This window comes from Dyadobacter sp. OTU695, from assembly GCF_038440355.1.
In the GTDB taxonomy this organism is placed as follows: Bacteria; Bacteroidota; Bacteroidia; order Cytophagales; family Spirosomataceae; genus Dyadobacter.
Window position 1 is genome coordinate 309,780 of the sequence record NZ_JASATN010000004.1, and the last position, 13,308, is coordinate 323,087.

Sequence of the window (13,308 nt, forward strand, 5' to 3'; positions counted from 1 at the left end):
AGCCTGCCGACAGGAAGCCAAAGCATGTCTTCCGGAACTTGCAACAACCAGCCCGGCGCGAATGCCTATTTCAGCGGTCAAGCGGCTTGGTTACCTTAATGAAAATCTGTGATGTGATCGCGTCCTCTTCTGAGTATCTTTCAAGGTATCCGATCGCTTTCTCGCGATACTTTTTTTTCACCGCGGGACTTTCCCACGTTTTAAGTATTTCAACCTCGAACCCGGCTTCTTCATGCAGCTTGATCCACTCTGAAATCCTTAATCTGTTGACGTAAATGGAACGGTTCCAGGTCATCTTTTTGAACAACTTCTGGCTGTACTGAAGATTATTGAATGTGTCGGGATTATTTTCATCTAATACCAGGTGATCCCTTAAATCGATATGGTGAAGTGCAACGCCGCCTGGTTTAAGCAGTCTGTAAGTTTCGTCGACCGTTACTTTGGGGTACCTGAGATGTTCGTAAACGGTGTGGCTCCAGATCAGATCAAATGTGCCGGCGTCCAGCGGGATAGCTCCTCCGTCGTAAACGATATATTCAATACCGGTTTTGGCCACTGTTTCATCGTCCAGATACTTAATAATATCCGCGATTACAGCCCGTGTCGCCCCTCTTTCCAATGCCAGTTCCATCAATTGGTAGGTATGTCCCGGGCCAAGTTCAAGAATTGATTTGCCTTTCACCTCGGTCACACTGTTATAGTCATTAAAAGTGGACATCAGCGCTTGTTTGCTTTGTCCGTTCAGTCCGGTGGTGTGATTTACAAGAGATGATAACTTTTGGACAATGGGAAATTGGATCAGGAAATTTTTAGAAATTTCAGACATTATGTGAACGCTCCTCATGCTTTGGTTGAGTATAGTGTTTTGTTGTAAAAAATATTTGCAATAATGTTAAGCAACTGTTTTTATTAAGAATATACCATTAGAGGCTTATAATAGTAGTTTATTCCCGCTTCCTACTCGTTGAACAGCCAAGAATATTTCTGGAATGCCTGTTAATTTTACGTTATCAGATGAATAGATTAACAACCTTTAAATCAAAGCATACGGTATTCTAAATAGTGTGATAGGTTGCTGTGAATCTAACAAATTAACACCGGTTAAGAAAATGACCGGTTATTTCATAGGCATTCCTTTGGCTAATACATTCTTTTTTTTCGACAAATGATACTGTTTCTTCGACGAATGTCCTTAGGTAAACGTGAGAATCTGGCCTACTCAAAAAAAATGCTTTCTGCTCAGAAATAATGCCACTTACACATTCCGTGGTGCTTGAAGGGGACTGACATGACTAGATTTGCCGCATTACAATCTGTCATCTCAATATTTGTATTATGAAATGGATATCGATACTGATGTTTTTGATTGGCTTGCTACCCCACGGAACGCTCATTGCGCAGGGATATGCTGGTGAAAGCATTACCATCCCGCACGCAACCGCGATACTTGATTTCATCATTGATTAAGATGGGGCCCTGGCTAAGGACTGATGGCAGGAAAAGAACAGGCATTTTGCTGCCTGCAATGCGCCATTTAATAAAAAATACCACTCTTCGGGGTGTTTATTGGGTTGTCCGGTTTATTTTGGTTATCTTCTTCGGTTTCCTGCTTTTACCTGAAAGCCCGTCCAAGACAAGCGTGACGTACACTATCTATATATGAAGAAAATCGCCATTATTGGTGCCGGCCCGGCCGGCTTAACTGCTGCATACGAGCTCTCAAAAAGAAATTATCAGGTGGATATTTTTGAAGCCCAGGACGGTGTCGGTGGCATGAGCCGAACGATCATGCTTTGGGATTGTCTTGTCGACATTGGTCCTCACCGGTTTTTCAGCAGCAACAGGCAAATCAACGAATTATGGCTTGAAGTGGCCGGTGACGACTACCGGATGATTAACAGACAAACGAGAATATTTTATAATAACCGGTTTTTCCACTATCCGCTCAAACCATTTAATGCATTTAAAAACCTGGGGCTTTACGAGACTCTGAGATGTATTATCAGTTATGGTCAGCAGAAGATATCGCCCGTTCCGTTGAATGGTGATTTTGAGAGCTGGGTAACGCGCCGTTTTGGAAAGCGGCTTTTCTTTATTTTTTTCAAAAACTATTCCGAAAAGCTTTGGGGCATTAAATGCACCGAACTGGATGCGGATTTTGCCACCCAAAGAATTAAAAGACTTTCGCTCTACGAAGCAATAAAGAACAGCTTTTCCGGCGATAGCGGCCGGCATAAAACATTGGTAGATCAGTTTGCCTATCCTTCCGGAGGTACCGGAATGATTTATGAACGTATGGCCGACCACGTTCGGAAACGGAATGGACGGATTTTTTTTAAAACAAATGTGAAAAGGGTCATCGTACATGATAACACTGCCACCGGATTGGAGCTGGAAGACGGCACTGTTAAAAATTACGATGCTATTATTAGTACAATGCCCCTTACGAATCTTGCCAATACCATTGATAAAGTACCATCCGAAGTAAAAGAATCGCTGTCAAAACTTAAATTCCGGAATACGATATTGGTTTATTTGCTGGTAGACGGGCAAGGACTTTTCACAGATCAATGGTTGTACATCCATTCCCCTGAACTGCTCGTTGGAAGAATTACCAATTTCCGGAATTGGCTGCCGGATTTATATGGAGATTCTAAAAAGACTATTCTGGCGCTGGAACTTTGGTGCAATTCCGAAGATGAGATATGGAATTACCCGGATGAAAAATTGATTGAAATTGCCACAACAGATTTGAAAAAAACAGGTCTGGCTGGGCAAAAAGAGGTTCACGAAGGGTTCGTCTACAGGGTTCCACGCTGTTACCCGGTTTATTCGAAAGGTTATATGGATGCATTGCAACCGGTCCAGGAATATCTTTCGGGTATTGAAAATTTATATCCCATTGGAAGGTACGGCGCTTTCAAATACAACAATCAGGACCACAGCATCCTGATGGGCATGCTCGCTGCGCGAAAAATAGACGGAGAAAAGGACATCGATCTTTGGGAAATCAATACGGACTACGAGAACTATCAGGAAAGTACTATTATCACCGAGACTGGTTTAAAAGACAATCATTAAAAATGTATTTTCTCATTACTGGCCTATCTATCCGTACTATTCATGCTGAACTTTGACGAATGGCTTACCAACTATACCTCATCGGGATTTTTATTGGTAACGGTTTTTGCATTGTGCTATCTCAGGGCAAAAATCAATAATGAAGGGCCGTTTGAACCTGCTGACTGGCGATGGGGAGCTGCACTTTTTGGAATGCTGTTGTTAATGCGCTATCCGTTTATTGCCTATAACCACGAGTTGGATATCGACGAAAGTCAGATGCTCGTACAGGCAATGAGCCTGAAAAAATTCTGGATTTACTGGAAATATGTCGATGGACTTACGCAGGGGCCGCTGACAAGTTATTTGCTGATCGTTCCCTCATGGCTGGGAATGCCGTTTGACTACACTGCCGCCCGCTTGCTCGGCTTCGTGGTGCTTTGCCTCACTTTGACCGCTACCTTCCTGACATTCCGGAACCTGTTTAAAGGCCCGGTTGCCGTGGTTATTTTTGCCCCGGTAGCATTCTTTTATCTCCTAAGTCAGGGCGCTTTTTCGTCGCTTTACAATGAATACCTGGTCCTTTTTCTGCTGGCTGTTTGTTTCTGGGTTTTTTCGCTGCTGTACCGACAATCGCAGCCGGACGTCAGGACATTGTTTCTTCTTGGGTTCGTTTCCGGCATGGTCCCGTTTGCGAAATTGCAAGGCGTGCCCATTGCCCTGGTGATCGTCATTTTTGCCGGATTAATGCTCTTGCAGCGCAGCCCGCAGAAGGTGAGGGCGCTGATGAGTCTATCCGCAGGCGGATTGCTGGTTCCTTTTGTGATACTCTGCTTTACCGTCCGGCATGGGGCGCTTGACTATTTCTGGAACTTCTATCTGATTGGCAATATGGAGTATTCCAGCGGAGGCTCTATGGGGCAAAAGGCGCTTAACTACCCGACATTTCTGCGGCAATCGGGACAGTTTCTCTATTTGTTTATTAGTTACGTCTGCCTGATCACTTGCTCATTCTGGCTTTTAATCCGATCAGGCATTGTACTTAAATCGATAAACCAGCTTTTTTGGCTGGGTCTTTTTCAGATCATCACTGCTTTTTATGTGATTATAAAGTCGGGCTATTTATTTCCCCATTATCAGCAGTTTATGATTATTCCACTGGGAATCTTCTCGGGAGTCATTTTGGAGGCTGCTCTGCCCACAATAACATGGAATTCAAGCAAGATCAGGCTTGGCTCCATGGCCTGGATGCTGACCTGTTTATTACCCCATATCATGAATAAACTGGCTACGGTGACCGGACATGCTTCCTTGCAACGTGTTCAAATCAGCAGGGCGGAGTTGGGGAAACCTCTTTCGGTTTCACCTGTTTCAAAGAGGATCCTCGACTTTACCCTTCCGGGAGATAATATTACCATATGGGGCTGGCATCCGGCATATCACCTTGAAACAAAGCTACCCCAGGGCACTGCTGACGTTATTCCCTTCCGTCTTCTCACGCCCGGTCCGCAGCAGAAAGGCTATCAGGAAAAGTATCTCAACGATCTTAAAATAAACCGGCCGGCCGTTTTCATCGATCTGATCACCAGCCAATCTTTTTGGTTTAATGACCCGGCGCTATACGCACATGAGCGAATAGGGGAGATAGATCGTTTCGTCGCGCAAAATTACCTGCTGGTTTCCGTCATCAACGGGGAAAGAATATTCGTTCGGAAGGATCGGCTGCAAATGTCCCAGCAGTAGATGGTAAAGGTCTTTTTGATCCGGCCCATCAAATGCTGTTTTACAAGTTCAGTTTAATGCCCCCATTGACGACAAACCCATCCAGTGGTGCGTAAATGTCTTTGAAAACCGGATTGGTGACCGTGCCGTTGTAGATTGAGCCGAAGCGCGTCTGGCGGGTATCGGTGAAGTTTTCGAAATTGATGAACAGAGAAAACTTTTCCCAAATCCGTTCGGCCATAAAGCCGGTAATCCAGTAAGACCTGCCCACTGTGCCATCGCTGAGCGTCTGTTTGCTGTAATAATATGCTTCCAGCCCGACTTTCCATTTGTCCTCGACCTCGTACATCAGCACGTTGTTGAGCCGGTGTTTAGCCGTTAGTGGGTTCACGCGTCTGTTGCCGTTTTCGTCGAGTCGCGCATCGGTGAGCGTGTATCCGACAAATAGCTTGAAGTCGCCATAACCCAGTTTCAGGTTAGTCTCCGTTCCTTTGGTATCGACGAAGCCATTCACATTCCGTAATTTGGTTACTCCTGGGTCCCTGGTCGGCCCCAGCAACAGCGGATCATTGATGCGTGTATAGAAGAACATGTGGTTCAGGCTGAAACTCAGCTCGCCGAAATGCGTGGCATAGTTAAGGTCAAAGTTGGCGCCGTAGGATTTTTCAAGCTTGTTGCCGTCCGGACTGACCGGCAGTACCGAGCGGAATTGCCTGCGCTCTGTTTCCTCGGTGAAAATGGTCGGAGTTTTGTAGCCCAATCCACCCCCAAGCCGCGAGCTCAGCCCGGGCGTGATCTTGAAAAGCCCGGAAACGCGGGGCAGGAACACGAAGCCGTAATCAAAAACGTAATCGCCGCGCAAGCCTGTTTCTATTTTCAGCCAGGGAGCTGTTTCCCAGGTATTCTGAACAAATGCGCCAAGCGTGTTTTGGGTGTAATCTCTTTTAATAAAATTATCTGCCGGTGATTCGCGGAACTGGTCAGTATAAAGGTTCACACCAGCTACCCAGTCGGATTTTTCGTGATTGCTGTTGAATGCGACTTCCGAATAAGTCGAAAGTTGCCTGCCATCGAAAATGTATCCGGGAATGCTGATTTTGCGGTCAAAATTGTTTACCGAGTTTTTGATTGTCAACCTATTTTGTTCGCTGAAATCGTGCTCGAAACTGAGCTGGGTCGAAAAACGGCTGCTTTTGTTCTTCTCAAAATAGCTGTTGAGCGCATCGCCGTTGCCTTTGATGTATTTGATATCTCCCCCAATGCGGTCTTCAAACATCGTGTTCAGGCCCACATTCAAACGTGTTCTGTCATTGAAATACAAAAACAGTTTGGGATTGAACACGTAGCGCCTGGTTTTGGGAATGGCTGTAAAACCCTCCTCAGAAGGGTCATAAGGGCGGCTGCTGTTGCGCGACGCAAAGATCGTCAGACCGACTTTTTCGAACTTCTGGCTGTAAAAGCCGTTCAGATCGAGCCCTCCCGCGGAAGTACCATTGACCAGAAAGCGCAGTTCGCGTTCTTCGGCAGGCGCTTTGGAGACCAGGTTCACAAGGCCCGCGATCGCGCCACCGCCATATAATGTCGACGAAGCGCCTTTGATCACTTCCACTTGTTTGAGGTCCAATGGCGGTGTTTGCAGCAAGCCCAGGCCACCCGAAAATCCTGCATACAACGGAAAACCATCCTTTAAGATCTGGGTATAGCGCCCGTCGAGCCCCTGAATACGGATACTGGAATTGGCCGAGGTGGCCGAAACCTGCTGCGTCTGAATACCAGTGCTTTCATTCAGCATCATACGGATGTCGCCGGGCTTCATATTCCCTTTTTCTTCCAGCTCTTCGCCTCCGATGAATTCCACGCGGGTAGGGATGCTTTGGATCGTGCGCGAACTGCGCGTCGAGGAAATGACCACTTCTTCGAGCTCGTGCTCTTTTTCTTCGGCCACTTTGAGCGAATCCTGCGCCATTACCGCGCTGCCGGCGAGCAGTAGTAGCGCAAGGCCACATGCTTTTTTCATCTTGCAAATATAAGTGCTCCGGTGAAAGGGGCAAATGATGGAAATGATACCTTTGTCGTTGTCATGCATGGGCATACGGTGTGCAGGAATTGACTATGATCAGAAATATTTCAGTTGAAGATTTTTTCTTGTTGGAAAAACCGGTCGTGCTCGCGGATGTGCGTACCCCGGCAGAATTTGACCATGGGCACATTCCCGACGCGGTGAACCTGCCGCTTTTCAGTAACGAGGAGCGGGTACAGGTCGGCACTACCTACAAACAAATCGGTCGTGAGCCGGCCATACTCCTTGGTTTTGATTTGACGGGAAACAAATGGTCGGGCTTTATCCGGTCGGCATTGGAGTTCGCACCCGACAAGCGTATTGCGGTCCATTGCTGGCGCGGCGGGATGCGCAGCGGGGCAATGGCCTGGGCGCTGGATCTGTATGGCTTTGAAGTGCTTTTGATCCAGGGCGGCTATAAGAGCTACCGGCAATGGGCGCACCGGCAGTTTACAATGCAATACGATCTAAGGGTGTTGGGCGGTATGACCGGCTCGGGCAAGACAAGACTTCTTGGCAAATTGCAGGAAATGGGTGAACAGGTCGTTGACCTCGAAGAGCTCGCGCAGCATCAGGGATCTACCTATGGAAGCATGAACAAAATGCGGCAACCCACCCAGGAGCAATTTGAGAATAATCTGGCCTGGATACTGAAAGACCTGGACCGTAATCGTTGTGTGTGGATCGAGGACGAAAACCTGAACATCGGGAAAGTAGCAGTGCCACGTCCGCTTTGGCAGCAGATGAATGCGGCGACTATTATCGATATCGAGGTTGATTTACAAGAACGCGTCGAAAGGCTGGTCGAAGAATATGGCTCACTGGACCCGGACTTTCTCGTTGAATGCACAGAGCGGATTCGCAAACGTCTCGGGCCGGTGCAAACTACCCAGGCCATAGCGGCGATCAGGGACGGTAGAATGGAGGATTTTATCCGGCTGGTGCTGGTTTATTACGACAAAACCTATCGCAAATCATTGTCTCACAAAGACGCGGGCAAACTGTTCGCCCTCCGGCTAAGTGGCGGATCCGACAAAGCCAATGCGCAGTTAATAGCAGACTTTAATCAAACAATAGCAGCCCGAAAGCCGCTGCATCCCATTTCATGATCGCTCAGGAAATTAAACTTACACAATATTCCCACGGTGCCGGTTGCGGTTGCAAAATCAGCCCCGCCATACTCGATACGATATTGCACAGCACTTCGCCGGTAGCTACGGATCCGCGCCTGCTGGTAGGGAACGATAAACGCGACGATGCGGCGGTACTCGACCTGGGCAATGGAATGGGACTCATTTCTACGACCGACTTTTTCATGCCTATTGTAGACGATGCCTATGACTTCGGACGCATCGCTTCGACCAACGCCATCAGCGACGTTTACGCAATGGGAGGCAAACCCGTGCTGGCGATCGCAATCCTGGGATGGCCGGTGGACAAGCTCCCGGCGGAAACTGCCCAGCGCGTACTCGAAGGCGCGCGTGCTGTATGTGCCGACGCGGGTATCACGCTCGCGGGAGGCCACAGCATCGATTGCCCCGAACCCGTATTCGGGCTTGCCGTGAATGGGATGGTGGCGGTGGAGCACCTCAAACAAAATTCGACGGCTACGGCGGGCTGCCGCTTGTATTTGACCAAGCCGCTCGGCGTAGGGATACTTTCCACCGCTCAGAAACGTGGTATACTCAGGCCGGAGGACGCCTTAATTGCATTGGAAAGCATGACCAGGCTCAACAAGATCGGTGAGCTGTTGGGCAAACTGTCTTATGTGAAAGCCCTCACCGATGTGACCGGTTTCGGCCTTCTCGGCCATTTGGCTGAAATGTGCGAGGGGAGTGGACTGGCTGCCGAAATCGATTTTGAAAAAGTACCCGTGATCGCCTCATTACCCTATTACCTTGAACAGGGTTGTTATCCGGGGGGTACCCAGCGGAACTGGAAGAGCTACGGCCATAAAATTGGCGTATTGACCGATGAACAGCGTTTCGTTCTGGCCGATCCCCAAACGAGCGGCGGCCTTCTCATAGCGGTTGACCAGGACAACACCGCCGAGTTCGAAGACAAAATGCAGCAGGAAGGGTACACGCTTCGTCCATTCGGTTTTTTGAAAGCACCGGGCGAAGGGGCACTGGTCGAACTGTAAACAAGTCTTCGGTAACCAGGCTTAGCATACGTGCCACAAGTCTTACAGGCTGTCAGGACGACGAATTTTGTTTTCGGAAAGCATCCGGCGAATAGCCTGTGTGGTTTTTAAAGAAGCGTATAAAGTAGGAAGGATCCTCATAACCTAAGTGCCAGGCGATGTCCTTGATTTGATTCGGGGTGGCCAGCAGAAATCTTTTGGCTTCCAGAATAATCTGTTCGTTGATCAGGTCGGCGGTTGTTTTACCGACTGATGCCTTGGTAATTGCATTCAGCTGGTAAACCGACAGATTTAATAACTTCGCGTATTCAGAGACACTTTTGATCCTGGTAATATTTGCTTCGAGCAGCCTTAGCAGCTCTTCGTAACGTTCCTGTGTGTACGTAGATACATTAGCCGCGATTTTGGTGGAATCCTGGCTTTGTCTGGCAAGTTCGATCATAAAAAGCTCCATGCTGGCCTTTATGGCCTGCATATATCCATCTTCCTTTGAGCTGAATTCAAGTAAACAATTCGAAAGGTGGTTCAGCAGCTTTTTGGAACGGTTTTCATCTACCTGTTGATAATTTTGAGCACATGCCTTTTTCCACTGCTGCTCGGCGGTCGGGCTGTGTGCCCTATAAAACGCAATGTCAAATTCCAGCAGATACCCTGCGGCATCGGCCATCAGATGCAAATGGTGAACCTGGCCCGGGCGGAGGATGAACACTGCATTTTTGCAGATTTCATACTTCACAAAATCGATTTCATGTACGCCTTGTCCTTCCTCGGTGGCAAGGATAAAAAAGAAGTCGTGCCGGTGGAGATCGTGCACAAGGTCGTTGCCATTAAGCAGCGCGCCGAGTTTCCTGATGCTGAAACGGCCCAGGCTGCTATGGTCCTCGTGGGTTTCAGCAATATGTCTGACAGGAATTGACTTCATTATCCGGTGTTTTTCAAAGATACTATAATCGGTCGCTGGTCGGCCTGCCGGGTAAGCGGTAATTGCGAATTCTGCTATACAACTCAATTTTCGTCCTATTCCTGGCATTTCACCGCAAATTACCTTTGCATCATTCAGACAAACAAATTGTGCTATGACAATAAAAGCTAAAATAATAGCCTCGTTAAAAATCTGGGTGGTGATTTATCCTTCCATTACCCTTTTCCTTTACCTTCTGGGAGAGCCGCTATCGGTGTTGCCGCTATACCAGAGAACCCTTGTGCTTACCGTTGCACTGGTTCCATGGATTGTGTTTGTCGGACTGCCAGCGTTCAACGTACTTTCCGACCTGCTCTTCTCCAAGGGTGAAAGTAAAAATAAAATCTGAAATCCTGCCATAACCAGACGATCCTGCCAATACAGGTCATCCTGACTTTTGAAACAGCGTACTACTTTAAATTAATAACCATAACATGAAAATTGTAATTGTCGGTGCCACCGGCACGATGGGGAAGTACCTTGCCGGTGCATTTGAAAAAGACCATGAAATCGTCAGGGTCGGATCCAGTGGCGGAGATATTCGGGCGGATATTACGTCGCTTAAATCCATCGAGCATTTATTTGAAGAGGTAGGTAGTTTCGACGCGCTGATATCCACCGCCGGCCCTTCGTATGTCGGACCTTGGAATAGCATGACTGACAAGGAATTCCGCAAAGGATTAGAAGGCAAACTAATGGGTCAGATCAATCTGGTGCTCGTAGGCCAGCGTTATATTAATGCCGGTGGATCATTTACTTTAATTGCCGGCGCCTTAACGACTGACCCGCAACGGAATTTTGCGAATGCCGCAGCAGCCAACGGCGCGATCGAAGCGTTTGTAAGAGCGGCAGCGATAGAACTTGACAAAGGTATCAGGATCAATGCGGTGAGCCCGACGGTCATTGAAGATTCCCCTCAGTATTTTCCGTATTTCCCCGGAGAGGTGCCGGTTACCATGAGGGCGCTCGAATATGGCTTCCGGAAAAGCGTCTTCGGAGCTGCTACCGGGCAGGTTATTACTCCCCGGTAGAGCCTTGATTTATTGTGTTTTATCCCAAAAAACGCCGGATCCTGGATAAATGCTGGCTGTGCTCCCTCACCATTTCAATTCCCTGACGGAAAGTCATTCCCGGAACTCCGTTGCGCGCATTGGCCATGCTGATCTGGCAAAGGATTTTCCAATGACAGTAAATCTCCTTCCAGGCAAAGTATATCGAATGCCGGGGATCATAAATGTGTGTGGGCTCGCTGGCCGCGCCGTTCAGCTCGATCACCGAAAAATGCCTGCCCGCTTCGAGGTCTTCCCAACTTTTGAAACGGATATCCAGCCTTCCGAAGTCAAAGCCGGGTATCGCACCGCAGAGCCTATCGATCATCCCAGTGAGCGCCGGGGTGATGCGGTTGCTCATGTCCATGAATTTTGAGCCGCGACTGTGGTTTCCATACGGTACCAGGTTAAGTTTTTCTCCTGCGGCAGGAATGTCCCTCATTTTTTCGCCCAATGTTCTTTGGAGGGAAGGAAGCTGCAAAACGGCCCGGCCGTCTTTCAAAAGCAAGGTCAGTATGTTGGATTTACCATCGCCTGTGACGCTCAAAAGCTCTTTGCCGACGATTCCCGAAATTTGTCCGCGACTGGCCCCGGGCATGCGGTAATAAAATATGCCTGCTTCACAGGGATAGTCGATGTATGGCTGCAAGAGAAAGTCGACCTGGCTTTGACGGCGGTAGTCTTCCAGATCTTCCGGGCTTGCCAGGAGCTTCACCTGCACGCCCCGCTCGCCAATATCCGGTTTAGCGATCATCGGAAATGTCACGGAAGCTTTATCCAGTAACGATGCTACTTTGTCCTGCGAACAGCCCGCTTTACAAAGGAGCGTTTCAGGGTAAGAGCCCTTTGGCATAAGGCGATAAATCCTGCTTTTGCGTTCCCCGGCAAACCCCGCGTATCGCATCGAGGGATTTGCCGCACCGAAGAACCAAAATGACCCAGCCTTTATGCTCAGCCACAGCCACCGGGGCACCATTGGAAGGTAAACACATGCCAGCGGCCAATATTCCCAGCTGCGGACACGTATCAGAAAATGTTTAAACTTCCAGCTAATGCTATTGAATGCGGGAATGGGCTGAGTGGCCTCTGAATGCGGAAGAATAGCGAAGGACTTCTGCGCGGGAAGGTCGTGGTAGTGAACCACCGGCTGCTGGCTGGTAAGATCGATCGAGGTGATGCTCACGGTGGCCATCTCAGCGCGGTTGAGGTGGGAGCTCTGGCCGGAAGTAAATATAATATCCTTGCTGAGGTGGAAATCCAGGATGTTTTCGGCATTAACTTCCGTTTTGCCCATCCATTGCTGCAATCTACGCGTCCGTATTTGCCGGGCCTCGCTGCCGTATAGCGTCGCTGATGCCCAGATATGCGGCTTTCGGGCGTCCAGTTCCTGCCTGTGTTTGCGGCTGCCGTCCCACGTACAGCGCGTGAGCTGTCCACCGGTGAACAGGATCAGGGTAAATGGCTCGATACCTTCAAGCGACATCCTTTCGAAACAGGCCGTAGGAGTGGGGGCCTTCATGATGTCAAGCATTACAATGCCCCTGCTTTTTCGGTAGGATTGCTTACGCGTATGATTTTCAAATGCCCCGTTCAGTAGTACGGCCGCTTCGCGCTGGCCTTTCAACACAATCCAGGTGCCACCCGCGTGAGCGTCTTTCGGGTAGGTGAGGGCGCCTCCTGCATAACGGGTTACAGGAGGTTCGGCGGGTGCCCGGCTGATGCGTTCATCCCGGTTGGAGGTCAGAAACGCGCCGCTTTCCGAAGGTATGTAGGTTACTGTGCACATTGCGACTGGCGGTATCTGAGGGTGGAACCGGCCACACCAAAATCTTCCGGTAATCGAAATGAGGTAAGCGCCCCGATTCCGATTTTAAGCAAAGCCATATGATGCACGGTGTGTTCCAGGTTGTAAATCAGCTCGCGTTCATAATTGGTCGCAACCCGGACGCCCGGATCGCTCAACAGTAGCAGTACTTTATTTTCCCTGCTCAAATTGGGCAGGATCCGGCGTAGTTTCTCACGCGCAACATCGCGGTGCTGCTCGATGGACTTATCCCTGCCTCTGGCGTCGTAATTGACAACGCCCGTTCCGTAACCTTTTTCCAGCTCGACAAAAAATTCTATCACATGCCGGACATGCTCGCCTATGGACGCTCCCGAAAGTACGGGCAGGCGGCGCTGATATTGCGCATCTGTCAACCCATCGAGCATTTCACCGATCTGCCTCAGCGCAGCCTCCATTGATTCCGTAAGTTGCCTGTTCATTTTGTTAGTTTTAATGGTTATATCAAAAATAATGCCTGTCCGGGAGGCA

12 protein-coding genes are annotated in these 13,308 nt (G+C 48.8%); 7 read left to right on the plus strand and 5 right to left on the minus strand.

Annotation, left to right across the window (positions count from 1 at the left end; translation table 11 throughout):
* Nucleotides 1-70: 70 nt before the first annotated feature.
* On the minus strand, nt 71-718 hold the full coding sequence (locus AAHB90_RS11350; protein WP_342085173.1) for a class I SAM-dependent methyltransferase: 648 nt from the start codon (nt 716-718) through the stop codon (nt 71-73).
* A 617-nt stretch (nt 719-1,335) separates the two neighbouring features.
* On the opposite strand from AAHB90_RS11350, the gene AAHB90_RS11355 reads away from it, so the two are divergent.
* From AAHB90_RS11355 to AAHB90_RS11365, 3 genes are all read left to right on the plus strand, one after another.
* Complete coding sequence (locus AAHB90_RS11355; RefSeq protein WP_342085174.1) at nt 1,336-1,467, plus strand: hypothetical protein; 132 nt, start codon at nt 1,336-1,338, stop codon at nt 1,465-1,467.
* A gap of 192 nt (nt 1,468-1,659) precedes the next feature.
* The gene (locus tag AAHB90_RS11360; protein WP_342085175.1) at nt 1,660-3,081 is read left to right on the plus strand and encodes an FAD-dependent oxidoreductase; all 1,422 of its coding nucleotides are present in this window, start codon (nt 1,660-1,662) and stop codon (nt 3,079-3,081) included.
* Between the two features lie 42 nt (nt 3,082-3,123).
* On the plus strand, nt 3,124-4,803 hold the full coding sequence (locus AAHB90_RS11365; protein ID WP_342085176.1) for a hypothetical protein: 1,680 nt from the start codon (nt 3,124-3,126) through the stop codon (nt 4,801-4,803).
* Between the two features lie 40 nt (nt 4,804-4,843).
* Here AAHB90_RS11365 and AAHB90_RS11370 read toward each other — a convergent pair whose 3' ends face one another.
* A complete protein-coding gene (locus AAHB90_RS11370) occupies nt 4,844-6,799 on the minus strand; it encodes a TonB-dependent receptor plug domain-containing protein (protein ID WP_342085177.1) in 1,956 nt (651 codons plus the stop codon).
* 95 nt (nt 6,800-6,894) lie between these two features.
* Between AAHB90_RS11370 and mnmH the strand changes: the two genes are divergently transcribed.
* Together mnmH and selD are read left to right on the plus strand one after the other, a co-directional pair.
* Nucleotides 6,895-7,950: a tRNA 2-selenouridine(34) synthase MnmH gene (mnmH, locus tag AAHB90_RS11375; protein ID WP_342085178.1), complete on the plus strand. Its 1,056-nt coding sequence runs from the start codon at nt 6,895-6,897 to the stop codon at nt 7,948-7,950.
* Nucleotides 7,950-8,984, plus strand: a complete 1,035-nt coding sequence (gene selD, locus AAHB90_RS11380) for a selenide, water dikinase SelD (protein ID WP_446717895.1) — start codon at nt 7,950-7,952, stop codon at nt 8,982-8,984. The genes mnmH and selD overlap by 1 nt, the downstream gene beginning before the upstream one ends.
* A gap of 52 nt (nt 8,985-9,036) precedes the next feature.
* Here selD and AAHB90_RS11385 read toward each other — a convergent pair whose 3' ends face one another.
* Nucleotides 9,037-9,906, minus strand: coding sequence for an AraC family transcriptional regulator (locus AAHB90_RS11385; protein ID WP_342085182.1), 870 nt, complete (start codon nt 9,904-9,906; stop codon nt 9,037-9,039).
* Nucleotides 9,907-10,060: 154 nt separating this feature from the next.
* On the opposite strand from AAHB90_RS11385, the gene AAHB90_RS11390 reads away from it, so the two are divergent.
* On the plus strand, nt 10,061-10,294 hold the full coding sequence (locus tag AAHB90_RS11390) for a hypothetical protein (protein WP_342085184.1): 234 nt from the start codon (nt 10,061-10,063) through the stop codon (nt 10,292-10,294).
* A gap of 85 nt (nt 10,295-10,379) precedes the next feature.
* Nucleotides 10,380-10,976, plus strand: a complete 597-nt coding sequence (locus AAHB90_RS11395; protein ID WP_342085185.1) for a short chain dehydrogenase — start codon at nt 10,380-10,382, stop codon at nt 10,974-10,976.
* A gap of 19 nt (nt 10,977-10,995) precedes the next feature.
* Here AAHB90_RS11395 and AAHB90_RS11400 read toward each other — a convergent pair whose 3' ends face one another.
* Nucleotides 10,996-12,780 carry an NRDE family protein gene (locus AAHB90_RS11400; RefSeq protein WP_342085187.1) on the minus strand — a complete coding sequence of 595 codons (1,785 nt, stop codon included), beginning with the start codon at nt 12,778-12,780 and terminating at the stop codon, nt 10,996-10,998.
* Nucleotides 12,768-13,259: a DinB family protein gene (locus AAHB90_RS11405; protein ID WP_342085188.1), complete on the minus strand. Its 492-nt coding sequence runs from the start codon at nt 13,257-13,259 to the stop codon at nt 12,768-12,770. The genes AAHB90_RS11400 and AAHB90_RS11405 overlap by 13 nt, the downstream gene beginning before the upstream one ends.
* Between the last annotated feature and the right edge of the window lie 49 nt (nt 13,260-13,308).